Source organism: Achromobacter spanius, from assembly GCF_003994415.1.
Taxonomy (GTDB): Bacteria; Pseudomonadota; Gammaproteobacteria; order Burkholderiales; family Burkholderiaceae_B; genus Achromobacter; species Achromobacter spanius_C.
In genome coordinates, this window is sequence record NZ_CP034689.1 from 3105062 (window position 1) to 3129526 (window position 24465).

Here is a 24465-nt window from a genome sequence, read left to right on the forward strand (position 1 = left end):
ATAGGTCCGGGATGCGCTCGGATCTTGAGTGAAGAATCGCTACATCCCGCGGTAAAAAAACTCCGTAATTACCCTAGATTGAAATGCCGGTATTTGCCGCAGTATTCTCCGTTTCCGATAAGTTGTACGACAACGTACAAGAAAAGACGACCTTACCCTCGGGTCCCAATCAGGAGACAAACCTTGAAGGCATTTCCCTTGTTCCGCCGTACCTTGGCCGCGCTGGCCCTGACCACCCTGGGCGTCGCCGCCCATGCCGCCGACGACTGGCCGGCCGCCAAGCCGATCACCCTGGTGGTGCCGTTCGCGGCGGGCGGCACGTCCGACATCCTGGGCCGGATGGTCGCGCAGGAACTGGGCGCCAGCCTGAGCCAGACCGTGCTGGTGGAAAACAAGGGCGGGGCGGGCGGCGTGCTGGGCGCCGACGCGGTGGCGCGCGCCAAGCCGGACGGCTACACCTTGCTGCTGGGCACCATTGCCACGCACGCGATCAACCCGGCGCTGTTGCCCGGCATCAACTACAATGCCGCCCGCGACTTTGCGCCGGTGATCTTGCTGGGCAGCATCTCGAACGTGTTGCTGGTGGGCGCGAACCAGCCCTATAAGACGGTGCAGGACGTGGTGGCGGCGGCCAAGGCCAACCCGGACACCATCGCTTTTGGTTCGGCGGGCCAGGGCACGTCGCAGCATCTGTCGGGCGAAGTGTTCAAGCAATTGACCGGCGCGCATCTCACGCACGTGCCGTACCGAGGCAGCGCGCCAGCCATCCAGGACCTGATCGGCGGCCAGATTCCCAGCTCGTTTGAAACCGCGCTGGTGGCCTTGCCGTACGTGAAGAGTGGCAAGGTGCGCGCGCTGGCCGTCACGTCGGCCAAGCGCACCGAGGTCATGCCCGACGTGCCCACCATGCAGGAAGCGGGCGTGGCGGGGTTCGACGTCAGCAGTTGGCAGGGCATTTACGCGCCCGCCAATACGCCGCCGGCGGTGGTCGACCGCTTGAACAAGGCGATTGCGGCCATCATCGCCAAGCCCGAGGTGGACGCGAAGATGAAGGGCCTGGGCTTGGCGTACACGCCGAACACGCCTGCCGAGTTCAACGCGTTTCAAACCGGGGAACAAGCCAAGTGGGCAAAGATCATTGCGGACGGCAAGTTGCGACCCCAGTAAGCGGGGCCAAACCGGCAGGGCGGGCGGGGCAGCGGGGCGGCCAGCCGGCGAGGCAGGGTGGCCGGAAAAATTCCGGTAGGATTTCACCTTTAGCGAATTCCCGACGCGAATTCCTGCCACGAATTCCCAGCCCCAACCCCCACCCGCCACCATGCCAAAATCGTCGTCGCAGCCCGCCAACCGCTCTGCCTTTCCTCGGACGCTGCTGGCCGGCTTCTTGACGGCGGCGCTTGCCACGCTGCTGATCGCCTTCGTCAACGTGCGCTCGGCTGATGGACGGTCCAACGCGGTCATGGCCATGGACCGCAGCACCGAGACCCTGCGCCAGCTGAGCCTGTTCAATTCAGCGGTCAAGGATGCCGAGATCGGCCAGCGCGGCTATCTGCTTACCGGCGACCCCTCTTATCTGGAACCGTATCTGCGTTCGCTGCCCTTGATCCAGCAGCGCCTTGCCGTGATCCGGGGGGCCACCGACCACGACTCCGGGCAGCGCCGCCTGGTCAACGATATCGAAGGCATCACCCGACAGAAGCTGGCCGAGTTGCAGAGCACCATCGACATGCGCAAGGCGGGCAACGTGGAAGGCGCGCTGGCCGTGGTCCGTACCGACACCGGCAAAGAGGCGATGGATCGGCTGCGCGACCTGGTCGCTGATTTGTACACGCGGCAGATGGAGGAACTGGCGGCGGGCAAGAACGCCTGGTCCGACGCCACCACCACCTCGGCCTATTACTCCTGGGGCGGTTCGCTGCTGTTGCTGGTGCTGATCTCCATTTCGGCCGGCATGACCGTACGCGAATATCAGGCCAAGGCGCGCCAGTCCTGGGTGACGACCGGGCTTTCGGGCCTTAGTCTGCGGCTGCAGGGCGATCAGCGTCTGGACGAGATCGGCAAGCGCACGCTGGACTACCTGGCCGAATACCTGAATGCGGACGTGGGCGCGGGCTATGTGGTCGAGCGCAGTACGGGGGAATTGGAATTGTTCGGCGGCTTCGCGCTGCCGCCCGAACGTCTGGCGCAAAAATTCCTGCCCGCCGAAGGGCTGACGGGCCAGGCGGTCACCTCGCGCCGCTTGCTGCATGTGCGCGACGTGCCGGCGGGGCATTTGGAATTGGCCTCGGCCGTGGGGCGTTCCAATCCGGCTGAACTGATGCTGGCGCCCGCCATGCATAACAACCGCGTCTATGCCGTGATTGAACTGGGCTTCAATCACCCAGTGGGTGACCTGGAGCGCAGCCTGCTGGAAGGCGCGTCGGAAATGCTGGCGTCGGCGATCCGCGCGGGTCAGGACCGTAGCCGCCTTGAGGCGCTGCTGGAAGAAACCCAGCGTCAGGCGGAAGAACTGCAGACGCAGCAGGAAGAACTGCGCGTCAGCAATGAAGAGCTTGAGCAGCAAAGCCGCATCCTGCAGGAGTCGCAGGCGCGCATGGAACTGCAGCAGACCGAGCTTGAGCAGACCAATTCCAATCTGGAAGCGCAGGCCGAACAGTTGCTGCGGGTGCAGGGCGCGCTGACCGAAAAAGCGCGCCAACTGACGCAGGCCAGCCAGTTCAAGAGCGAGTTCCTGGCCAACATGAGCCACGAATTGCGCACGCCCTTGAATTCCACGCTGATCCTGGCCAAGCTGCTGTCGGACAACAAACCGGGCAACCTCAGCGCCGAGCAGGTCAAGTACGCGCAGACCATTTACGCGGCCGGCAGCGACCTGCTGACGCTGATCAACGACATTCTGGATCTGGCCAAGATCGAGGCCGGACAGGCCACCATGGAAATCGAGCAGGTGCCCATTGCGCTGACCTTGCAGCGCCTGCTGGAGCCGTTGCGGCCGATGGCGCTGGAAAAAGGCCTGGCGTTGGAGCTGGACATCGAGCAGGCCGTGCCCGCCACCATGCATACCGACCCCAAGCGCCTGGGCCAGGTGCTGAAGAACCTGTTGTCCAATGCGCTGAAATTCACCGAGCGCGGCAACGTCACCTTGCGGGTGTCGCGGGTGCTGGGGCAAGGGCGCGAGCGGCTGGCCTTTGCCGTGCACGACACCGGCATTGGTGTTCCGGCCGAGCAACAGGAATTGATTTTTGAAGCGTTCCGCCAGGCCGACGGCAGCACCCATCGCAAGTACGGCGGCACGGGGCTGGGCCTGTCTATTTCGCGCGACCTGGCCGAACTGCTGGGCGGCAAGCTGACGGTGGTCAGCACGCCCGGGCAGGGCAGCGTCTTTACCCTGGAAGTGCCGGTGCGCCTGGAAGGCCAGCAGCCAGCGACCGGTGCGGGTGGCGCGGCGGCATCGTCCCGGGTTACGGCGCCGACCTTGTGGGATGTGCCCAAGCAACGCCCGCCCGTGGCTCAAGCGCGGCCCGCCACGGCGCCCGCCGCCGAACCGCCCGCCAGCGACGGCCCGGAGTCCGATCGCAGCATTCTGGTCATTGAAGATGACGAGCGCTTTGCCGGCATTCTTGCCGATCTGGCGCGCGAAATGGGCTTTGGCTGCCTGTTGGCGCACACCGCGACGGACGGCCTGGACCTGGCGGTGCGCAAGCGGCCCAACGCCATCGTGCTGGATGTGAACCTGCCCGACTTCTCCGGCCTGGGCGTGCTGGACCAACTGAAGCGCAACCCGCAGACCCGGCATATTCCCGTGCACGTGGTGTCGGTGGCCGACTATGCGCAGGAAGCCATGGGCCGTGGCGCAGTGGGCTACGCGCTGAAACCGGTCAAGCGCGAAGAGCTGGTCGAAGCCTTGCGGCGCCTGGAGGCCAAGTTCACGCAGCATGTGCGGCGCGTGCTGGTGGTGGAAGATGACGACCGCCAACGCGAAAGCGTGCGCCAACTGCTGGCGCGCAATGACGTCGAGATCGTGCCCGCCGCCACGGCGCAGGCCGCACTGGCATTGCTGCGCGAGAATACCTTTGATTGCGTAGTGATGGACTTGAACCTGCCCGACATGAGCGGCTACGAGTTGCTGGAACAGATGGCCGAGCAGGACAGCGTGTCGTTCCCGCCGGTCATCGTCTATACGGGCCGCGCGCTGTCGCGCGACGAAGAGCAGCACCTGCGCCGCTTTTCCAAGTCCATCATCATCAAGGACGCGCGTTCGCCCGAGCGCCTGCTGGACGAGGTGACCTTGTTCCTGCATCAGGTGGAAGCCGAACTGCCGCCCGAGCACCGCCAGATGCTGGAGCTGGCGCGCAGCCGCGATTCGGCGCTGGAGGGCCGCACGGTGCTGGTGGTGGAGGATGACGTGCGCAATGTGTTCGCGCTGTCCAGCATCCTGGAGCCCACCGGCCTGCGGGTGGAAATTGCGCGCAATGGCCGCGAGGCGCTGGATGCGCTGGAGCGCGCGGGCGCGGACGGCGTGCCCGCGATCGACCTGGTGCTGATGGACATCATGATGCCCGAGATGGATGGCTACACGGCGATGCGCCACATTCGCAATCGGCCCGAGTGGCGGCGCTTGCCCATCATTGCGCTGACCGCCAAGGCCATGAAGGACGATCAGGAAAAGTGTCTGGCGGCGGGCGCCAATGACTACATCGCCAAGCCGCTGGACGTTGAACGGCTGCTGTCCCTGGTGCGCGTCTGGATGCGCAGCTAACGCTGCCGCCCGCGCCGATTTCCGCAGAACACCCCCATGCCCGCCTCCGCCAAAGCCCGTGTTGATGATATCGAGCAGCGCCTGCTGCTTGATGCCATCTATCACCATTACCACTACGACTTTCGGCAATATGCGCAGGCCTCGCTAAAGCGGCGCCTGCAAAGCGCGCTGACGCAGTTCGGCTGCAAAACGCTGTCGCAACTGCAAGACCGCGTGCTGCACGAGCCGTCGGTATTTACCGCGCTGCTGCAATTCCTGACCGTGCAGGTCAGCGACATGTTTCGCGATCCCACGTATTTTCTGACGCTGCGCACCGAGGTCATTCCCCTCTTGCGCACCTATCCGTCCATCAAAGTGTGGGTGGCGGGGTGCAGCGCGGGCGAAGAGGTCTATTCGCTAGCCATCCTGCTGGCCGAAGAAGGCTTGCTGGACCGCGCGCTGATCTACGCCACTGACATCAACCCGCACGCGCTGCGCGCCGCCGAGCAGGGCGTGTTCGACCTGGACCGGGTCGCGGCCTTCAGCAACAACCACGCGCGGTCCGGCGGGCGTACGTCTTTGTCGGACCACTACACGGCCCGGTACGGGCGTGTGGTGTTCGACAAGCGCTTGCGCGAACACATGGTGTTTTCGGATCACAGCCTGGCCACCGACAGCGTGTTTGCCGAAGTGCACCTGATTTCGTGCCGCAACGTGCTGATCTATTTCGAGCGCGACCTGCAAAGCCGCGCGCTGGGGCTGTTTCACGACGCGCTGGTGCATCGGGGCTTTCTGGGCTTGGGCTCGCGCGAGTCGCTGCGGTTTTCGGCGCAGGCCGACAACTTCGACGACTTCGTGCTGGAAGAGCGCATTTACCGCAAGAAGGCGGGACTATGAGCGCGAATGCCGGGCCATGGAACCGCATTGACGCCATCGTCATCGGCGGATCGTCGGGCGCCATCGACGCCTTGAACGCGTTGGTGCCGGCCTTGCCCGCGCGGCTGTGCGCGGCGGTGATCGTGGTGCTGCACCTGCCACGTGACCGCCGCAGCCTGCTCGTGGATATTTTCCGCGAACGCTGCGCCTTGCCCGTGCTGGAGGCGGAAGACCAGCTTCCGATACAGCCCGGCCATCTGTACTTTGCGCCCCCGGACTACCACTTGCTGGTGGACCAGGGGCCTCGCCTGGCCTTGTCGGTGGGCGCGCCCGTGTTTTTTTCGCGGCCATCGATTGACGTCTTGTTTGAATCCGCCGCCGACAGCTATGGCGACCGATTGATGGGCATCTTGCTGTCCGGCGCGAACGAAGACGGCGCGCAAGGCCTGGCGGCGATCAACGCCGCCGGGGGCCGCACCGTGGTGCAAGCGCCGTCGTCCGCCGCCATGCCCACCATGCCGAATGCGGCATTGGCGCGTTTTGCCGTGGACGATGTCCTGACGCCTGACGAAATTGCCGCCATGCTGTCCCAATTGCCAACGCAGCCTGTGCTGTAACCCAACACTGCCTTGACACCATGTTCCTGACGCCCCCCAAACCACAAGAAGAACGCATCAAATGCCTGCTGGTCGACGATGTGCCCGAAAACCTCGTCGCGCTGGAAGCGCTGCTGGATAGCAGCCGGGTCCAGGTGCTGAAAGCACAGTCCGGCCCCGAAGCGCTTGAACTGCTGCTGAACCACGGCGACGTGGCCCTGGCCCTGCTGGATGTGCAAATGCCCGACATGAACGGCTTCGAACTGGCCGAGCTGATCCGGGGCAGCGAGCGCACCCGCCACATTCCGCTGATTTTCATCACCGCCGGCTCGCGCGAGCAGAACTGGCAGTTCCGTGGCTACGAAAGCGGCGCCGTGGACTTTCTGTACAAGCCGATCGACCCGCACACGCTGCGCATGAAGGCCAACGTGTTCTTCGAACTGCACGAGCGCAAGCGCGCGCTGGCGCAGCAGTTGGAAGAGCGCACCGAAGCCCTGCGCATCAACGAGATGTTCATGGCGGTGCTAAGCCATGACCTGCGTACGCCGTTGCAGTCCATCGTCATGGGCGCGGCCCTGCTGCAGCGGCAGAACGACCCGACGCGCGTGGCCGGCCTGGCCCAGCGCATGCTGCAAAGCAGTGAGCGCATGGCGCGGCTGATCGACGACCTGCTGGACGTGACGCGCATCCGCCAGGCTGGCGGCCTGACGCTGGCGTCGGCGCCGCAGCGCATGGATACGCTGGTGCGCCGTACGGTGGATGAAGCGCAGACGGGCTTTCCCGACCGACAGATCGATTGTGATTGCGTGGGCGACATGGCGGGCGTATGGGACGGCGAACGCCTGTGCCAGGTGTTTGCCAACCTGATTGGCAACGCCTTGCACCATGGCGAGCGCGATGTACCCGTGCATGTAGAGGCCGATGGCGCGGCGGCGGACCGGGTCACCGTGACCGTCAGCAATGGAGGCACGATTGCCCCGGCTTTGCTGCCGCACCTGTTCAACCCGTTTCGCCGGGGCGAGCGCCGGGCCGACAACCCTGACGGGCTGGGCCTGGGGCTGTTCATTGCGCAGCAGATCGTGCTGAGCCATGGCGGGCGCATCAACGCGGAATCACGCGATGGCATCACCCGCTTTCGGGTAGAGCTGCCGCGCGGGGGCGCGGCCTAGTTACCGCGTCCGATCAGAACTCCGCCGACACCGACAGCAGCACCGTCCGGGGCGCACCAACGGTCAGGCCTTCGCGCGCGGCGGACTGCCAGTAGTTCTTGTTGAACACGTTTTCCACCGTGGCCCGCACCACCATCGGCGTGCCGTTGGCGTTGAACGCATAGCGCGCGCCCAGGTCGAAGCGCGTCCACCCGGGGATCGTCTGCGTGTTGCCGACGTCCACGTACTGCTGGGTGGTGCGCAGCATGCGCGCGGTCAGGGTCAGGCCTTGCAGGAAGGGCGTGTCCCATTCCGCCGCCGCGTTGAATTGAAAACGCGGCACGGCCGGTGCGTGGTTGCCATCGTTGACGCCGCCTTCCGTGCGGGTCAGGCGCGCGTCGGTGTAGGCCACGCCACCCAGCAGGCGCACACCGGGCGCGGCGTCACCTTGCACCAGGAATTCCAGGCCGCGATTGCGCTGCTGGCCGTTGGATACATAGCGCAGCGAGGCCGGATCCAGATAGCTGCTGGGCTTTTCAATCTGGAACGCGCTGAGCGTGGTGGAGAAGTCGCCGAAGTCGTACTTGCCGCCCACTTCGATCTGCTTGGCGATTTCCGGGGCAAACATCTCACCCGCGTTGACGGCGCCTTCAGGCGCGGTGGCGCCCTGGCTCAAGCCCTCGATGTAGTTGCCGTACAGCGACAGGCGTTGCGTGGGGCGCACCGTCAAGGCGAAGGCGGGCGTGACTGCCGACTTCTTGTATTCGGACGCGGTGCGGCCCGTGGCGGCATCGAAGTTGGTCGATTCGATACGCTGGTGCCGGAAGCCCGCAATGATCTGGACGCGGTCATCGGCAAACGACAGCTTGTCGGCCAGCGCCACGCTGTATAAGCGCGACTCGCTGGTGCGGGGCAGGTCACCGGGGCGCGCGATGTTCGGCTTGGGCAGGTCGGCCGGGTCGTACAGGTTGGAAAAGATGGTGCTGGAACGGATGCGCGCGGACGAATAGTCGATGTCCAGCGCGCTGGCGCTGATCGACGGCTCGTGCTTGACCGGGCCCGTGTTGAAGCGGCCACGCAGGCCGACTTCGCCCGTCTTGCTCAGCAGCGATTCATTCAGGCGGGCGGGCACGGCGCCGATGTCGCCATTGGTGTCCAGCATCAGCCAACTGGTTTGCAGGCTTTCAAAGTCGTGCTTGCGCGCGCCGATTGCGCCGTACACCGTCCAGTCCGGCGTCAGGTCGTATTCGGCGCGCAGCGCGCCCGACCATTCCTTGGTTTTCCAGTAGGTCCACGATGGGAAGAAGTTGCGGCGCGCGTCGGGCGCGGAACCAATGTCCGTGCCCGGCGCCGGCGCGAACAGCAAGCCGCTGCGTGCGTCGGTGTTGCGGTTCTGGTAGTTGATGTCGCCGTCTACTCGGAAGCGCTCGCCTTGGTAGTCCAGGCCCAGCGCCACCGCGCCCAGGGTTTCCTTGGACCCGTCCTGGGGCAGGTCGCCGTCGCTGCCGGCCACGTTCAGGCGCACGCCCCATTCCTTGCTGTCGCCGTAGCGGCGCGCCAGGTCGGCGTGGACGCCGAACTGCGAGTCGCCGATGTAGTTGACCGTGTAGCGGTTAAGCGGTTCGGCCCCGGCGCGCTTGGGCACCAGGTTGATGGCCCCGCCCACCGAGCCGTAAGGGGCCATGCCGTTGAGCAGGGCATTGGGGCCACGCAGCACTTCCACGCGTTCGACACCGATCAGCGAGCTGGCGTTGCGCGGCGACACGCCGTACAGGCCGTTGAACGACACGTCGTAGTTGAACAGCGTGAAGCCGCGGATGTTGAACTCGTCGCGCCCCGCGCCGCGTGAATAGGTGTTGCGCACCGATGGGTCGTTGACCAGCACGTCGCCAATGTTCTGCGCCTGTTGGTCTTCGATCAGCTTGGCGGTGTATTGCGTGGCGCTGAAGGGCGTGTCCATGTCGCTCATGTTGCCCAAGAGGCCGACGCGGCCGCCCGTGGCCACTTGGCCGCCCGCGTAGGCGGGGGGCAGGCCGCTACCCAGCCCGGTGGCGGTCACGGTAACGGGTTCCAGCGTGGTGGCGGTGCCCGCGTCGGGGATGGCGGACAGACGGAACTGGTTGGGCGCCTCGCGCGTGGCGCGCAGGCCGGTGCCGGCCAGGGCCTGGCTCAGGGCGTCGGCGCGGGAATAGCGTCCGCGCACGCCGCTGCTTTGGCGGCCGGCCAGCAGTTGCGGCGGGGCGGCCAGCAAGATGCCGGTTTCATTGGCCAGGCGGGTCAGCACCTGCGCGACGGGGGCGGCGGGAATGTCGAACGTCAGCAGTTCTCTGGCCTGGCCGGCGCCCGCCGCCGTGGGCTGGGCATGCAGGGCCGGCGCCCAGATCGCCGACAGGGCGAGGGCCAGCGCCAGCGTGGGGGCGGGGGTAAAACGATGGGACATGACGGAACCTGTGCGCGCTTGCGAAAAAGGAAAAGGAAGTTGGCAATGTCCTGCGTTGCAGGAGCTCTCACTTTCCTAAATCGAACCTGCCTTCAAAACCCGGAACCGCCGCGCGGACTTTTTTTGATTTTTTTGGATTTATTTTCTACGCACGCGGTTCAAGGCTGATCCACCAAGGCAAGGTGCGCTGCAGGCGGATGGGCAGCACCGAGGCCAGCATGTCCAGCGCGCGGTCCACGTCGTTCAGCGGATAGCTGCCAAACACCGGCAGATTCCGCAGTTGCGGCGCCAGACCCAGGTGCCCGGCATGGTAGCGGCGCAACGCGGCCACCACTTCCGACAAAGGCGTGCCGTCGGCCAGCAGCAAGCCTTGGCGCCAGCTTTCGCGCGCGGGGTCGGCCGGCGCCAGGGGCTGCAAGGTGTCGCGGGTGAACCGCGCCTGCCGGCCCGCCGAGACGACTTCGCTGGCGCCCGAACGCAAGGTGGTCACGCGGACCGCGCCGTCATAGACGGCGACCAACGTGTCCGTGTCGGCCTCGCTGATCGAAAAGCGCGTGCCCAGGGCCTGCAAAGAGCCTTGTTCGGTGTCCACGAAAAAGGGGCGCAGCGGGTCCTTGCCGGTATCGACGAGGATTTCGCCCGCCACCAATTGCAGCCGACGCTGCGTGTCGCTGTAGGCCACGTTGAAGGCGCTGAGCGCATTGATCCAGACGCGGGTGCCGTCGGCCAGTGTCACTTGCCGCGTTTCGCCCACGCCGGCGCGGTAGTCGGTGCCCCATAGGGTGGCCAGGGTGGACAAGGGTGTCTGGCGCCATGCGGTCCAGCCCAAGCACGACAGGCCGAAAGCCGCGCCCAAGCCCAGCAAGACCTGGCGCCGACGGCGCGGCGCGGCACTGATGGCCTGGTGGAAGGCCGATACGGCGGCGTTGCGGTCGGGGCTGGTTTGCAAGGGGTTGAAGCGGCGATCAATGCGTTCCACGTAGCTCCAGGCCTGGCGCTGCTCGGCGCCCCGGTCCAGCCACTGCCGCCATTGCTGGCGCTCGGCGGCGGACGCCTGGCCGGTGCGCAGCAAGGCGTACCACTCGGCGGCTTCTTCCATGACGTCGTGCGTGGGTTCGGACGCGGCCAGGGTGTTCATGGCGTGGCCGGGGCGGGGGTGATCGTTTCGGCGACCAGTCGGGCTTCGAGCTTCATGCAGCACAGCATGGCGCGCGCCACATACTTGCGCACCATGCGGGCGGATACGTTCAGTGTGTCGGCCACTTCCTGGTCAGTCATTTCGCAGGCCACCGCCATGACGAAGGCGTGCGCAACCTTGGGCGGCAGTTCACGCAACATGGTGTCGATTTCGCCCAGCGCCTCAAGCACCATGGCCTGGTCCTCGGCTGACGACACGGTGGGTTCAGGTTGGGCGGCAAGCGCGTCCAGCCAGGCTTGTTCCAGGCTGCGGCGGCGCCATAGGTCCACGCACATGCCGTTGGCCATCTTGCGCAAGTAGCTGCGCGCCTGCTGCGGGGTGTCGAAGTGGCAGGGGCGGGTCAAGAGTCGCACGAAAGCGTCGTGCGCCAGGTCCGCCGCGTCGGCTGCGTTGCCCAGGCGCCAGTTCACCCAGGCCAGCAACCAGTGGTGATGGTTGCCGTACAGGTGTTCAAAGTCCTGGGACAAAGGGGGGGCAGCGCTCAAGATCCCGCTCGCTCGCGATAAGTGTCCGCATCCATGAACAGCGATTAATGCTAATGCGAACACTTATCAATTATTTAACGAGCGCAGATTATGGCTTGCCCCCCGTGGCCTTGGCAACCCGGGATAAAACCAGTGTGGCGCTGCGGCGTCAGGCTGGCGTCATCACCCCATCGACCATGCGCATGAGCGACAGCGGGTTGGCGCGCTTGACGCCGTCGGGCAGCAGCGCGTCGGGCAGGTCCTGGTAGCAGACCGGGCGCAGGAAGCGGCGGATCGCGGTGGCGCCCACCGACGTGGACGCCGGGTTCGACGTGGCCGGGAAGGGGCCGCCATGCACCATGGCGTGGCTGACTTCCACGCCGGTCGGGTAGCCGTTGGCCAGGATGCGGCCGGCCTTGCGTTCCAGCACGGGCAGCAGCGCTTGGGCTTGCGCCACGTCGGCATCGTCCACGAACAGAGTGGCCGTCAACTGGCCTTCCAGGTGCTCGGCCACGGCCGTCATCTGGGCCACGTCGCGGCAGGCCACCACCAGCGAGGCGGGGCCGAACACTTCGGCTTCCAGCTCGTGCGACGCCAGGAAGCGGTCGGCTTGCGTGCCGAACACGACCGCGCCGGCGGCGTTGGCTTCCGGCTTGGACGCTTCGCCCCGGCCCAGCGTGGTGACGCTTGCGTGCTTGGCCAGTGCGTCGGCGCCGTCCTGGTAGGCAGCAAAGATACCGGGGGTAAGCATGGTGGCCGCGCCCTTGGCTTTGACGGCTTCGGCGGCGGCTTGACGGAAGCGGTCCAGCGCCGAGCCTTCCACGCCGATCACCAGGCCGGGGTTGGTGCAGAACTGGCCCACGCCCATGGCCAGTGAATCCACAAACCCACGGGCGATGGCTTCGGCGCGCGCGTCCAGGGCGGCCGGCATCAGGAACACCGGGTTGATGCTGGACATTTCGGCGTAGACGGGAATCGGCACCGGGCGGGCATTGGCGGCGGCAACCAGCGCCAGGCCGCCACGGCGCGAGCCCGTGAAGCCGACGGCGGCAATGGCCGGGTGCGACACCAGGGCGGTGCCGATTTCGCTACCCGCGCCAAACAGCAACGAGAACGTGCCTTCGGGCAAGCCGTGCTTGGCGACGGCGGCCTGGATCACGCGGCCCACCATTTCAGAGGCGCCGGGGTGCGCGTTGTGCGCCTTGACGATGACGGGGCAACCGGCGGCCAGCGCCGATGCGGTGTCACCGCCCGCCACCGAGAAGGCCAGCGGGAAGTTGCTGGCGCCGAACACCGCCACGGGGCCCAACGGCACGTTGGCCAGGCGCAGGTCGGCGCGCGGCAGCGGCTGGCGTTCGGGTTGCGCGGGGTCGATGGTGGCGTCCAGGAAGTAGCCGTCGCGCACCACGCGGGCAAACAGGCGCAACTGGCCCACGGTGCGGCCACGTTCGCCTTGCAGGCGCGCCACGGGCAAGCCGGTTTCCAGGTGGGTGCGTTCAATCAGCGCATCACCCAGCGCCATGATGCCTTCGGCGATGCTTTCCAGAAACTGCGCACGGGTTTCCAGCGGCGCGGCTCGGTAGGGGTCAAAGGCCGCGCGGGCCAACTCGGCGGCGCGCGCGACGTCGTCCGCCGATCCCGCGGGGAAGGCGGGTTCCAGGCGTTCGCCGGTGGCGGGGTTGATGGCGTGTTGCGCCGCGCCCGAGCCCAGGACGGCGCTTTTGCCGATCAGCATTTGGCCGGTCAGGGTCATGATGAATTCTCCAAAAAAGACAGCCCCTGGTCGGGGGCGTAGGTGCACGGTAGATGCCGCGTTGAATGTAAGTCATCGTACAACACGAAACACCCCAGTTTCAAGATGATTGCTCTATGTATGTACTTGTAGACAAGGGGAAACCCGAAATTTATTCATCAGCTATTTCGCGGATATTCTCATGGTTGTACGATAACGAACCCGATGCGCGGATTCGTGTGCATCGCTGCGTATCTCCCTCAGGCAAAAGGATTTTTCATGCAGGTTGCGGCAGACCAAACACCGGTGCTTATCAAGATTCACCCGCAAGACAATGTGGCGATCGTGGCCAACGAAGGGGGGCTGCCTGCCGGCACGGTGTTGCCCGATGGCTTGCAACTGGTGGACGCCGTGCCGCAAGGGCACAAGGTGGCCTTGCAAGACCTGGCCGAAGGCGAACCCGTGGTGCGCTACAACGTGGTGGTGGGTTTTGCCGCCAAGGATCTGCCGCGCGGCAGCTGGATCAACGAGCGTGTCACCACCATGCCCACCGCGCGCACCTTGCAAGACCTGCCCGTGGGCACGCGCATCACGCCGCTGCCGCCACTGGAAGGCTACACGTTCGAGGGCTACCGCAACGCCGACGGCACCGTGGGCACGCGCAATATCCTGGCCATCAGCACCACGGTGCAATGCGTGCAGGGCGTGGTCGAACACGCCGTGGCGCGCATCCGCCAGGAACTGTTGCCGCGCTATCCCAATGTGGACGACGTGGTCGGCATCGAACACACCTACGGCTGCGGCGTGGCCATTGATGCCCCCGGCGCGGCGATTCCCATCCGCACCTTGCACAACATCGCCCGCAACCCGAACTTCGGCGGCACGTCCATGGTGGTCAGCCTGGGCTGCGAAAAGCTGCAACCCGAACGGCTGCTGGCGCCGGGCGCCATTCCGATCCGCGCGGGCGAGGGCATGGGCGCCGACGGTGAAGGCGTGGACACCATCGTGCTGCAAGACGAAGAGAACGTGGGCTTTCAGTCGATGATCGACCTGATCATGCGCACCGCCGAACGCCATCTGCAAAAGCTGAATGCGCGCCGCCGTGAAACCTGCCCGGTGTCGGACCTGACGGTAGGCGTGCAATGCGGCGGCAGCGACGCCTTTTCGGGCTTGACGGCCAACCCCGCCGTGGGCTTCGCCACCGACCTGCTGGTGCGCGCGGGCGGCACGGTGATGTTCTCCGAGACCACCGAAGTGCGCGACGGCATCGACCAGTTGACCGCGCGCGCCGCCACGCCCGAAGTGGCCGACGCGCTGATCCGCGAGATGGCCTGGTACGACGATTACCTGCAACGCGGCATGGCCGACCGCAGCGCCAACACCAGCCCGGGCAACAAGAAGGGTGGCTTGTCGAACATCGTGGAAAAGGCAATGGGGTCGATCGTGAAGTCGGGCTCGTCGCCCATTCACGGGGTGTTGTCGCCCGGCAACCGCCTCACGCAAAAAGGTTTGATCTTTGCCGCCACGCCCGCCAGCGATTTCATCTGCGGCACGCTGCAACTGGCGGCCGGCATGAACCTGCACATCTTCACCACCGGGCGCGGCACGCCCTACGGTCTGGCGCAGGTGCCGGTCATCAAGGTGGCCACGCGCGACAGCCTGGCGCGCCGCTGGCATGACCTGATGGACGTGAACGCCGGCCGTATCGCCACGGGCCAGGCGTCTATCGAAGACGTGGGCTGGGAGCTGTTTCGCCTGATGCTGGACGTGGCCAGCGGCCGCCAGCAGACCTGTGCGGAAAAGCTCAAGCTGCACAACGCCCTGGCGCTGTTCAACCCCGGCCCGGTGACTTAAGGGCCAAAGGGCCAAAGGCCCGCCGCCTGCCGCCCACCCGCTCGACCGCATTGCCATCGCACTGCACCGACAAAAGGAGACACCGATGGAGCATGCCCCCTTGGCCCAACCCGGCCGCCGCCGACTGCTGGGCGCCGCATTGGCGTTGGGACCCGCCACGCTGGCGCAGGCGCAGTCGTTCAGCTTTACGCCGCAGCAACGCTACCCGGATTCGTCCGTGCAGATCCTGGATCCGGCATTTTCCAAATACCGCATCTACAGCAGCACCGTCGAGCAACTGGCCACGGGTTTCCGTTGGTTGGAAGGGCCGGTGTGGGTGGGGGACGGCCGCTATCTGCTGATGTCCGACATTCCCAACGACCGCATCCTGCGCTGGGACGACACCACCGGCGAAATCAGCGAATTCCGCAAGCCCGCCAACTTCAGCAACGGCCTGGCCCGCGACCGCCAGGGCCGGCTGCTGACCTGCGAGCACCTGACGCGGCGCGTCACGCGCACGGAGTACGACGGCTCCATCACGGTGCTGGCCGACCGCTACGACGGCAAGCGCTTCAATTCGCCCAACGACATCATCTGCCAGCGCAACGGCGCCATCTGGTTCACCGATCCGCCGTTTGGCATCGGCGGCCATTGGGAAGGCGACAAGGCCAAGTCGGAACTGCCGCATGGGGTTTACCGCATCGACCCATCGGACGGCCGCGTGACGCAGGCGCTGGGCGATCTGGCCGCGCCCAACGGCCTGTGCTTTTCGCCGGACGAGAAGATTCTTTATGTGGTGGAGTCGCGCCACCAACCCAACCGCGTGGTGTGGGCCTACGACGTGGGCGCGGACGGTGCGCTATCGGGCAAGCGCCTGCATATCGACGCGCAGGGGCCCGGCGCCATCGACGGCATCAAGTGCGATGAAGACGGCAACCTGTGGTGCGGCTGGGGCAGCAATGGCGCGGCCGGCGCCAAGCCCGAAGAGCTGGACGGCGTGATGGTGTTCAACCCGGCGGGCAAGTCCATCGGCCACATCCGCCTGCCCGAACGCTGCGCCAACCTGTGCTTTGGCGGCGCCAAGCGCAATCGCCTGTTCATGGCCAGCAGCCATTCGCTGTACGCCCTGTACGTGGAAACGCGGGGCGCTGTGTGACGTTAGCAAGCAGCGCGGCGTTGCAGGACGCCGCGCCGGTTTTATCCCAGAACAACATCAACCCGTGTGGAGACAGCATGAACGTAAGCAAGAGACATTTCCTGGGCGGCGCCGCGGCGCTATGCCTGTCGCCCCTGGTGCCCGCCTGGGCGCAGCAAGCAGGCGCTGGCGCAAGCGGCGCAGCGGCGAATTGGCCGACGCGGCCGGTGCGCATCATCGTGCCGTATCCGCCCGGGGGCTCTTCGGACATCATCGCGCGCATCCTGGCGCCGCGTCTGTCCGATGCGCTGAAGCAGACCGTGGTGGTCGAGAACAAACCCGGCGCCAATGGCAACCTGGGCGCGGGGCTGGTCGTGCAGCAGGCGGCCGAGGGCCATACCGTGCTGCTGTGCGACGTGGGCGCCCTGGCCATCAGCCCGTCCGTCTACACCAAGCTGTCGTTCGATCCGTCCAAGGACTTGCGCGCCGTCGGCATGCTGGCCTATTCGCCGCACGTGTTGGCCGTGCACCCCGACGTGCCGGCCAAGACCTTGCAGGACCTGGTGGCGCTGTCGAAAAAAGAACGCTTGAATTTTGCCGTGACGGCCATCGGCAGCGCGCCGCACCTGGCGGCGGTGGCCGTGCAGCAGGCCACGGGCGCGCAATGGGAATACGTGCCGTACAAGGGCGGCTCGCAAGCGGTGACGGACACGATCGGCGGGCAGACCCAGATCATCATGAACGGGCTGCTGGCGACCTTGCCGCACATCAAGTCCGGCAAGCTGCGCGCGGTGGCGATTTCGAAGGGCGAGCGCATGAAGCTCGTGCCCGACATTCCGACCATTTCCGAACAAGGCGTGAAGGGCTTTGAGTCCGGTACGTGGCAGGGCGTGATGGCGCCGGCGACCATGACCGACCCCGTGGCCGAACGCCTGGCCATGCTGATGGCGCAGATCGTGACCCAGCCGGACGTCACCGCGCAATTGAACGAGCAGGGCGCCGAAATCGTGACGCGCAGCCCGGCCGAACTGGCGCAGTTCTTCGCGAGCGAACGCGCGCGCTGGGCCAAGGTGGTGGAAAGCACGAACATCAAGCTGGATTGAACCGGGGCCAGGACGCGCGTGTTGCGAGGGGCGGACGAATGGGCGCACACTCGTGCCTGGTTCGTCTTGCCTTGGAGCCGCGATGAAAGCCCTGACCCTGGCCGCATCCTTCGGGCTGTTTGCTTGCGGCACGCTGGCCGCTGGCCCCGCGCTGGCGCGGGACGGCGTTCCCACCGTGCCACAGCCGCCCGCGTCCGCGCGCACCTTGCCAGACACCTGCCTGGGGACTTCATGTTCCAGGAAGGTGGATCCCGGCCGTACTGGCCAGCCTTGTCTGGGCACGTCCTGCGGGGGCGCGCGCTACCCGGAGCCGGCATCGGGCGCGAATGCAAACCGCGCGCCGCCGCCATGGAGCGGCCCGGCGCAACCGAAGCTGCCGCCGATGCCACAGCGTGGGCAACCCTTGGGACCCTTGACGCCGGGGCCCGCGCTGCCCCGCTAGGGACGGTGGAACGCGACATTGAAACGCGGCATTGAAACGCGACATTGAAACGCGGCTTTGAAACGTGCATGACATGCCGCGCGGTTGCAATGCAGGCAACGGCATTGAAAAAAACCGTGACGACGCTTGTTGCAAGGCAACATCGTTTGCTATCTTCCGGCCGTACCGCTTCTATCGTGACTTTGGGGAACCCACCACCATGCCTGCCCGCCCACGCCTAGCGCCAGCGCTCGCCCCGGAGTCCGAGACAGCGGTATTGTCTGCCCCAGCGCCCAAGCCCACCGCCGCGACCGACGCGCTTGGGTGTGCCGCCAGCAAGCTCATCTTGAACCAGCATTTTGAAGGCGGCGGGCTGACGTTCTATCGCAAAAGCACCGACAACAAACATTTCGGCCACGTTGCCACGCCCGCGTCCGACCGGGGCTATCTGGTGGGCGTGGCCATGCAGGGCGGACACCGCCGCCGCATCCTGCAAGGCAACCATGCATCGACCCATGATTTCGACATCGGGTCGGTCTATATCCGCGATTTCACTGACGATTACCGTGCCGACCTGCATGGCGGTTTCGATTTTGTGCTGATCGAGCTGTCGCGCGCTTTCATCGAGCGCATCAATGACGAAAACGGCGGCCCGCGCGTCAGCAGCCTGTTGCCGCGCGCAGGGCAGGGTGACCCCGTGCTGGCGCATATGTCTCATGTGTTGACCAGCGTCTTGGCGCAGCCGGAGCAACAGGGCGGCCTGTTCGTCGAACACCTGAGCCTGGCGCTGGGCGCGCACTTGCTGTCGCGCTATGGCGCGGGCGCCACCAGCGGCTTCACGGAATCCGGCGGCGGCCGCGTGCTGTCGCGCAAGCTGGAAGCGCGGGCCAAGGACATGCTGCTGTCGTCCCTGCGCGCGGACACGTCCATTGCCGACATTGCCGAGGCCTGCAATTTGTCGCGCAGCTATTTCATCAAGGCGTTCCGGCAGACGGTGGGCACCACGCCGCACCGTTGGCTGCTGGAGCAGCGCGTGCAAAAAGCGCAGGACCTGCTGCGCATGCCGGGCCGTTCCATCACCGACATCGCGCTGCTGTGCGGCTTTGCCGACCAGGCGCATCTGACGCGGGTGTTCACCAGCGTGGTGGGCCTGTCGCCCGGGGCCTGGCGCAAGGTCAACGCCTAGAGCGCATCGGGCGGTATCAGCCCGGGTCCAAGCCGGGGTTTTAGCCGCGGTGTACGATCACTGCTCTTTCAGACAAAGCAGCACCCAAGTACGCAAGACCGTCCGGCAGCCCGAAGCTAGCCTAGCGCTGTACCTTGCCGCTTTCTTCGGATGCCCCGGAATTGAATCCCATGAATCGTCCGCCCGTTGACGCCGCTTGCCATCCGCCTGAGTTACCGGCCCTGCATGCGCAAGCGTTCCCCATGCTGAGCCCCGAGCAGATCCGCCTGGCCGCGCCTTACGGCGAGGAAGTGCGGGTGTCGGCCGGCACCGTGCTCTTGCAAAGCGGCGGCGCGGAGGCCGCCTTCTACATCGTGCTGGACGGGTACGTCGAAGTACTGGAAGACGAACCCGACGGCGGCCAGCACAGCCTGTTGATGCATCGCGACGGCGAATTCACCGGCAGCCTGGACCTGTTCACCGACCGCCCCAACTCGGTGAGCGCACGCGCCGATTCCGACAGCCGGCTGCTGCGCCTGTCGCGCGCGGGGCTGACCCAATTGCTGCTGGCCGAGCCGTTGCTGGCAGACATCGTGCTGCGCGCCTTCATGCTGCGCCGCATCGGGTATTTGCGGCGCCGGCCCTATGGCGGCGCCATTTCGCGTGGCGGCGCTGTTTCACGGTCGGGAGCGGCGGCGGGGCAGGTCGACCCGGTGCTGGACCTGGCCGTGATAGGCGGCGGGCCGGCGGGCTTGGCGGCGGCGGCTTATGCCGCCTCGGAAGGCTTGCACACCTTGCTGGTGGGCGGCTCTTTATGCGAATCCGGGCCGTCGGGCGCCGCTGCGTCGGGCGCCGCTGCGTCGGGCTTTAACACGCCGGGCAAGCAGGCCTTGCCCGGCTTTCCCGGCACCATCACGGGCTTGTGCGACGGCGGTCTGCTGCGCCGCGCCGAAACGCAAAGCCGCCGCTTCGGCTCGCGTGTAATGCCCGTGCGCCTGGCCACGGCTTTTGACAGCACCTGTTACCCATATCGCGTGTGGCTCGATGACGGCCAGATGATCGAGGCGCGCAGCTTGATCGTGGCGACCGGGCGGGTGGCAGATGGCACTGGCGAGGGCAACACCGCCTGGTTGGACGGCTGCCTGGACACCGATGACCTGGGCTGCATCCTGACGGGCCGGGCGGCAGCCGGGTCCATGCAGGCGCGCGCGTATGAAAGCTCGCAGCCCGGCGTGTTCGCGGTGGGCGCGGTGCGTGCAGGATCCGTCAAGCACGTGCTTGCCTGCATCGCCGAGGGCGCGGCGGCGGTGCGTGTGGTGCACCGCTTCCTGGACGCCTCGGCTCACTAGTCTGCTGCGCAACTCGTCCGCCGCCTCGCTAGCTCGGGCCGCTGTCCCGCTTGGCCTGGCGCAAGTCCAGCGCCAGGAAATGGTGCACCGCGGGTTTTTCCGGCCCGATATGAAAGCGCTGCGCTTCGCCTTGCAGGTCGGCATCGGCGTGCGACACGCGCTGGTGCTGGCGCAAGTGCTCGGCCCAGGACTCCACCAGAAACCATTCCTGCACGCGCTCGGGCTCGCCCGTGTGTTCGGCCACGCCCCAGGCGTAGGCGCCGTCGCGCCGACGCTCTTCGGCCACCGCCTTGAGCGCCTGCAGGAACGCGGGGCGGTCCTGCACACGGATGCGGTATTCGATCTGCACCATGACCGGGCCGCGATCATGTTCAATGGGCGCGTCCAGCAGCGGCTCGGGCCAGTGGTTGGACGGATCCAGATTGGCCTCGCCCTGCGGCAGGCGCAGGCGATGCAGCACCAGGCCCGCCACCAGCAAGCCCACGGCGCCGGCCAGCAGGGTGCCGGGCACCCCGATTTCCTGCGCCAGCAAACCCCAGCCCAGGCTGCCCGCCGCCATTGCGCCGTTGAACACCATCAAGTAGATGGCCAGACCACGGCCACGCACCCAGTTCGGCAGGATGGCTTGCGCCACACCGTTGAAGGTGGTCAGCGCCACGATCCAGCCCATGCCCAACAGCAGCAACAGCAAGACGGCGGCCCATTGTGGCGGCGCGAAGGACAGTGCCGCCATCACCACGGCAGCGGCCACGGCGGCGGCCAGCACCAGGCCGTCGGCGTTCAGGCGCTGGCGTAGCTTGGGAAGCACTACCGCGCCCAGAATCGCGCCCACGCCCACGGCGCCCAGCAACACGCCATAAAAGCCCGCGCCACCGCCCAGCATGCGGCGCGCCACCAATGGCAACAGGGCCCAGACCGAACTGGCGAAAATGAAGAACACCGCCGCGCGCAACAGCACCACATGCAGCTCGCGGCTGGCGCGGGCGTAGCGCACGCCGGCACGGAAGGCGCCGAAGAACTGCTCGGACAAGCCATCGTCCACTTTCTTGGGGCGCTTCCACCAGATCAGCGCCGCGATCACGAACACATAGCTCAGCACGTCCGCGCCATAGGCAGCGGCCGCACCAAACGCGGCCAGCAGCAGGCCGCCCACGGCAGGCCCCAAGGCGCGCGCGATATTCACGCCCAACGAATTCAGGCCCACGGCGGTTTTCAGTTCGGCCTTGGGCACCAGTTCAGGCACGATGGCCTGCCAGGTCGGCCCCATCAACGCCGTGCCCACACCGCCCAGGAAGGTCAGCGCGATCAGTGTTTCGACGGTCAGCGTGTTGGTCTTGGCCATGACCAGTAGCGTGAGGCTGACGCAGCCCAGCAGCACCTGGATGGCGATCAGGAAACGCCGCCGGTCCAGGATGTCGGACAGCACGCCCGCCGGAATGGCCAACAGGAATACCGGCAAGGTGGCCGCCGTTTGCATCATGGCCACGGCGGCCGGGTTGCTGGACAGGTCGGTCACAAGCCAGGCACTGGCCACGTCTCGCATGAAGCTGCCGATATTGCCCAGGATGGTGGCGCCCCACAGCACGGCGAACAGCGTGTGCTTCAAGGGCGCCATGCCGCCCACGGCGGCGGGCGGGGTGTTGCGGTCAGGTCCGGCCATGCAGGCGCTCCGTCAAATCATGCCAGGCGACCAGGACGAATGCCCCGGCCAGCCCCAAGTGTTCATAGAACGCGTTCATTGCCATGAAGCGCGCGTCGGCGGGCGCTTCCCAATAGCGGTTGGCCATCAGTGCCGCCACCGCGGTAAAGAGCGCCAGCGCCAACGCGCCCAGCCAGCGCAGGCGTCCGGACAGAATCAGTGCACTGGCGCCGAGTTCCAGTGCAATGACCGCGCTGGCCGTGAGCGCGGTGGGATGCAGGCCGAAATGCGCCATCTCGGCTTGCGCGCCCGCGAAGTCCAGCAGCTTGACCAGCCCGCCCTGGATATACGCGCCGCATAGCGCCAGCAGAGCCAGCCAGCGCACCGTTTTCGAGAGCAGCGGACGGCGCAACGCAGGCGGGTGCGCCATGGAAGGGCGCAAGCTCATACCGCCCAGCACGCGCAGCCCAGCGCGCCCCAGAAGCCCTTCAGGTCGGACACGGGCAGCTTGCTGGCCCAGGCGCCGGCGTGCTGGTGACCGTGCACGTTGCAGTCGTTCAGGCAGGCGCAGGCGGCGGCCGCTTCGCGCAGCGTGGTTTGCAAGGGCTTGCCTTCGCTGTCGCTCCAGGCGCCATAGCCACCGAACAAGCGCGTGGGCGACCAATCCGGCATGGCGGGCGGCGGGGCGGCGTCATCATGGGCCGAGAATTCGCCCGCGCCCCAGACCACCTTGCCGCCCACCACCGTCAGCAGGCTGCTGGTGTCGGCAATGTCGGATTCCGGGCATGCAAAGAAGTCGCGGTCGGGCACCACCAGGTCAGCCAGTTGGCCGACCGCGATGCGGCCTTTCTTGCCCTGTTCGTTCGAGAACCAGGTGACGTTCTCGGTCCACATGCGCAGGGCGGCATCGCGGTCCAGGCAACTGCGTTGCGGCGTCAGGCGCAGGCCGCCGACCGTCTTGCCGGTGATCAGCCACGACAGCGATACCCAGGGGTTGTAGGACGCCACGCGCGTGGCGTCGGTGCCGGCCGACACATTGACGCCTTTTTCCAGCATGCGCTTGACCGGTGGGGTGGCTTCGGCCGCGCCCGCGCCATAGCGTTCGACGAAGTATTCGCCCTGGTACGCCATGCGGTGCTGCACGGCCACGCCGCCGCCCAGCGCGGCGATGCGGTCGATGGATTTCTCGGAAATCGTTTCGGCGTGGTCGAAGAACCAGTTCAGGCCGGCCAGCGGCACGTCCTGGTTGACGCGTTCAAACACGTCTAGCGAGCGGCTGATGGTTTCGTCATAGGTGGCGTGCATGCGCCAGGGCCAGCGGTTCTGCGCCAGGATACGCACCACTTCTTCCAGCTCGCCTTCCATCTCGGGCCCCATCTCGGGACGCGGCTGGCGGAAGTCTTCGAAGTCGGCCGCCGAGAACACCAGCATTTCACCCGCGCCGTTGTGGCGGAAATAGTCGGTGCCTTGCTTGTATTGCGACGTGGCGGTCCAGTTTAGGAAGTCTTCCTTTTCCTGCTTGGGCTTTTGCGTGAACAGGTTGTAGGCCAGTCGGATGGTCAGCTGATTGGCGTCGGCCAATTGCTGGATGACCTGATAGTCCTCGGGGTAGTTTTGAAAACCGCCGCCCGCGTCAATGGCGCCGGTGACGCCCAGGCGGTTCAGTTCGCGCATGAAGTGACGCGTGGAATTCACCTGGTATTCCAGCGGCAGCTTCGGCCCCTTGGCCAAGGTGGCGTACAGGATCGACGCATTGGGCTTGGCCAGCAGCAGGCCGGTGGGGTTGCCGGCCGAATCGCGCACGATTTCCCCGCCGGGCGGGGCGGGCGTGGTCTTGTCGTAGCCCACGGCGCGCAAGGCGGCGGCGTTGAGCAGGGCGCGGTCGTACAGGTGCAGGATGAACACGGGCGTATCGGGCGCCACGGCGTTCAGTTCTTCGATGGTGGGCAGGCGCTTTTCGGCAAACTGGTGCTCGGTAAAGCCGCCCACCACGCGCACCCACTGCGGGGCGGGGGTGATGGCGACCTGGCGGCGCAGCATGGCCATGGCGTCGGCCAGGCTGCGCACGCCGTCCCAGCGCAATTCCATGTTGTAGTTCAGCCCGCCACGGATGATGTGCAGGTGGTTGTCGATCAGGCCGGGCAGCACGCCACGGCCGTTCAAGGCGATGACCTTGGTGGCGGGGCCGGCCAGCGGCAGGATGTCGGCGGCGGCGCCCACGCGGGTGAAGCGGCCGTCGTGGATGGCGACGGCGTCGGCTGTGGGGTTCGCCGGGTCCAGCGTGGTGAAGCGCCCTTGGTGCAGGATCAGGTCGGGGGCTTGGGTGTCAACCATGGCGCTTGTCTCCACAGGCTTCGGCGCGTGTTTCAGGGAGGGGTGAAGTCTTGGGGCAGCTAGGCAGTTCACCGAACATATGCGGCTTGACCTGCTCGTGCAACCACGATGTGCGCGCGGCCGGTTCGGCCAGCATGCGCTTGACCAGCGGGGGAATCTGTTCCCCCGCCAGGATGCCCAGCAGGCCTACCAGGGCAATCACCGGAGGCGCTGGCGAGCGTACGTTGAACAGCGCATAGATCACGCCGACCAGCAGGCCAAGCGCCAACGAAACCAGGTAGACCTTCATGGGCG

Annotated in this window: 19 protein-coding genes; 11 read left to right on the plus strand and 8 right to left on the minus strand. The window is 66.3% G+C overall.

Going from position 1 to position 24465, the window contains the following annotated elements:
• Positions 1–183 precede the first annotated feature (183 nt).
• The 5 genes from ELS24_RS14325 to ELS24_RS14345 all read left to right on the plus strand — a co-directional run bounded on the left by ELS24_RS14325 (position 184) and on the right by ELS24_RS14345 (position 7379).
• On the plus strand, positions 184–1167 hold the full coding sequence (locus ELS24_RS14325; RefSeq protein WP_083447201.1) for a Bug family tripartite tricarboxylate transporter substrate binding protein: 984 nt from the start codon (positions 184–186) through the stop codon (positions 1165–1167).
• 151 nt (positions 1168–1318) lie between these two features.
• Positions 1319–4759, plus strand: a complete 3441-nt coding sequence (locus tag ELS24_RS14330) for a response regulator (RefSeq protein WP_127184500.1) — start codon at positions 1319–1321, stop codon at positions 4757–4759.
• A gap of 36 nt (positions 4760–4795) precedes the next feature.
• Positions 4796–5635, plus strand: coding sequence for a CheR family methyltransferase (locus tag ELS24_RS14335; RefSeq protein ID WP_127184501.1), 840 nt, complete (start codon positions 4796–4798; stop codon positions 5633–5635).
• Positions 5632–6231, plus strand: a complete 600-nt coding sequence (locus ELS24_RS14340) for a chemotaxis protein CheB (RefSeq protein ID WP_050444898.1) — start codon at positions 5632–5634, stop codon at positions 6229–6231. The genes ELS24_RS14335 and ELS24_RS14340 overlap by 4 nt, the downstream gene beginning before the upstream one ends.
• Before the next feature lie 20 nt (positions 6232–6251).
• Positions 6252–7379 (plus strand): hybrid sensor histidine kinase/response regulator, encoded by a 1128-nt coding sequence (locus tag ELS24_RS14345; RefSeq protein ID WP_127184502.1) that lies wholly within the window; start codon positions 6252–6254, stop codon positions 7377–7379.
• A gap of 13 nt (positions 7380–7392) precedes the next feature.
• On the opposite strand, the gene ELS24_RS14350 is transcribed toward ELS24_RS14345, so the two are convergent.
• The 4 genes from ELS24_RS14350 to ELS24_RS14365 all read right to left on the minus strand — a co-directional run bounded on the left by ELS24_RS14350 (position 7393) and on the right by ELS24_RS14365 (position 13213).
• On the minus strand, positions 7393–9798 hold the full coding sequence (locus tag ELS24_RS14350; protein WP_127184503.1) for a TonB-dependent receptor: 2406 nt from the start codon (positions 9796–9798) through the stop codon (positions 7393–7395).
• Between the two features lie 145 nt (positions 9799–9943).
• Positions 9944–10936 carry a FecR family protein gene (locus tag ELS24_RS14355; RefSeq protein WP_050444895.1) on the minus strand — a complete coding sequence of 331 codons (993 nt, stop codon included), beginning with the start codon at positions 10934–10936 and terminating at the stop codon, positions 9944–9946.
• Positions 10933–11481 carry a sigma-70 family RNA polymerase sigma factor gene (locus ELS24_RS14360; RefSeq protein ID WP_230695945.1) on the minus strand — a complete coding sequence of 183 codons (549 nt, stop codon included), beginning with the start codon at positions 11479–11481 and terminating at the stop codon, positions 10933–10935. Before ELS24_RS14360 ends, ELS24_RS14355 begins: the two co-directional genes overlap by 4 nt.
• A 148-nt stretch (positions 11482–11629) precedes the next feature.
• Positions 11630–13213 (minus strand): aldehyde dehydrogenase (NADP(+)), encoded by a 1584-nt coding sequence (locus tag ELS24_RS14365; protein WP_127184504.1) that lies wholly within the window; start codon positions 13211–13213, stop codon positions 11630–11632.
• Positions 13214–13471: 258 nt separating this feature from the next.
• Between ELS24_RS14365 and garD the strand changes: the two genes are divergently transcribed.
• The 6 genes from garD to ELS24_RS14395 all read left to right on the plus strand — a co-directional run bounded on the left by garD (position 13472) and on the right by ELS24_RS14395 (position 20198).
• Entirely contained in the window at positions 13472–15046 is a 1575-nt protein-coding gene (gene garD, locus ELS24_RS14370; RefSeq protein WP_127184505.1) for a galactarate dehydratase, read from the plus strand.
• An 85-nt stretch (positions 15047–15131) separates the two neighbouring features.
• Positions 15132–16181 (plus strand): SMP-30/gluconolactonase/LRE family protein, encoded by a 1050-nt coding sequence (locus ELS24_RS14375; RefSeq protein ID WP_127184506.1) that lies wholly within the window; start codon positions 15132–15134, stop codon positions 16179–16181.
• A 77-nt stretch (positions 16182–16258) separates the two neighbouring features.
• Complete coding sequence (locus ELS24_RS14380) at positions 16259–17263, plus strand: Bug family tripartite tricarboxylate transporter substrate binding protein (RefSeq protein ID WP_127184507.1); 1005 nt, start codon at positions 16259–16261, stop codon at positions 17261–17263.
• Between the two features lie 82 nt (positions 17264–17345).
• Complete coding sequence (locus tag ELS24_RS14385) at positions 17346–17705, plus strand: hypothetical protein (protein WP_127184508.1); 360 nt, start codon at positions 17346–17348, stop codon at positions 17703–17705.
• A 256-nt stretch (positions 17706–17961) separates the two neighbouring features.
• On the plus strand, positions 17962–18870 hold the full coding sequence (locus tag ELS24_RS14390; protein WP_230695941.1) for a helix-turn-helix domain-containing protein: 909 nt from the start codon (positions 17962–17964) through the stop codon (positions 18868–18870).
• Between the two features lie 170 nt (positions 18871–19040).
• Complete coding sequence (locus ELS24_RS14395) at positions 19041–20198, plus strand: cyclic nucleotide-binding domain-containing protein (protein WP_127184510.1); 1158 nt, start codon at positions 19041–19043, stop codon at positions 20196–20198.
• A 28-nt stretch (positions 20199–20226) separates the two neighbouring features.
• On the opposite strand, the gene ELS24_RS14400 is transcribed toward ELS24_RS14395, so the two are convergent.
• Genes ELS24_RS14400 through ELS24_RS14415 form a run of 4 tightly spaced genes read right to left on the minus strand, consistent with a single transcriptional unit; the run spans position 20227 to position 24460 of the window.
• Positions 20227–21858: an MFS transporter gene (locus ELS24_RS14400; RefSeq protein WP_205736974.1), complete on the minus strand. Its 1632-nt coding sequence runs from the start codon at positions 21856–21858 to the stop codon at positions 20227–20229.
• On the minus strand, positions 21845–22267 hold the full coding sequence (locus ELS24_RS14405) for a DoxX family protein (RefSeq protein WP_127184511.1): 423 nt from the start codon (positions 22265–22267) through the stop codon (positions 21845–21847). The genes ELS24_RS14400 and ELS24_RS14405 overlap by 14 nt, the downstream gene beginning before the upstream one ends.
• 14 nt (positions 22268–22281) lie before the next feature.
• A complete protein-coding gene (locus tag ELS24_RS14410; RefSeq protein WP_127184512.1) occupies positions 22282–24171 on the minus strand; it encodes an amidohydrolase in 1890 nt (629 codons plus the stop codon).
• Positions 24164–24460: a XapX domain-containing protein gene (locus ELS24_RS14415; protein ID WP_050444885.1), complete on the minus strand. Its 297-nt coding sequence runs from the start codon at positions 24458–24460 to the stop codon at positions 24164–24166. The genes ELS24_RS14410 and ELS24_RS14415 overlap by 8 nt, the downstream gene beginning before the upstream one ends.
• Positions 24461–24465 lie beyond the last annotated feature (5 nt).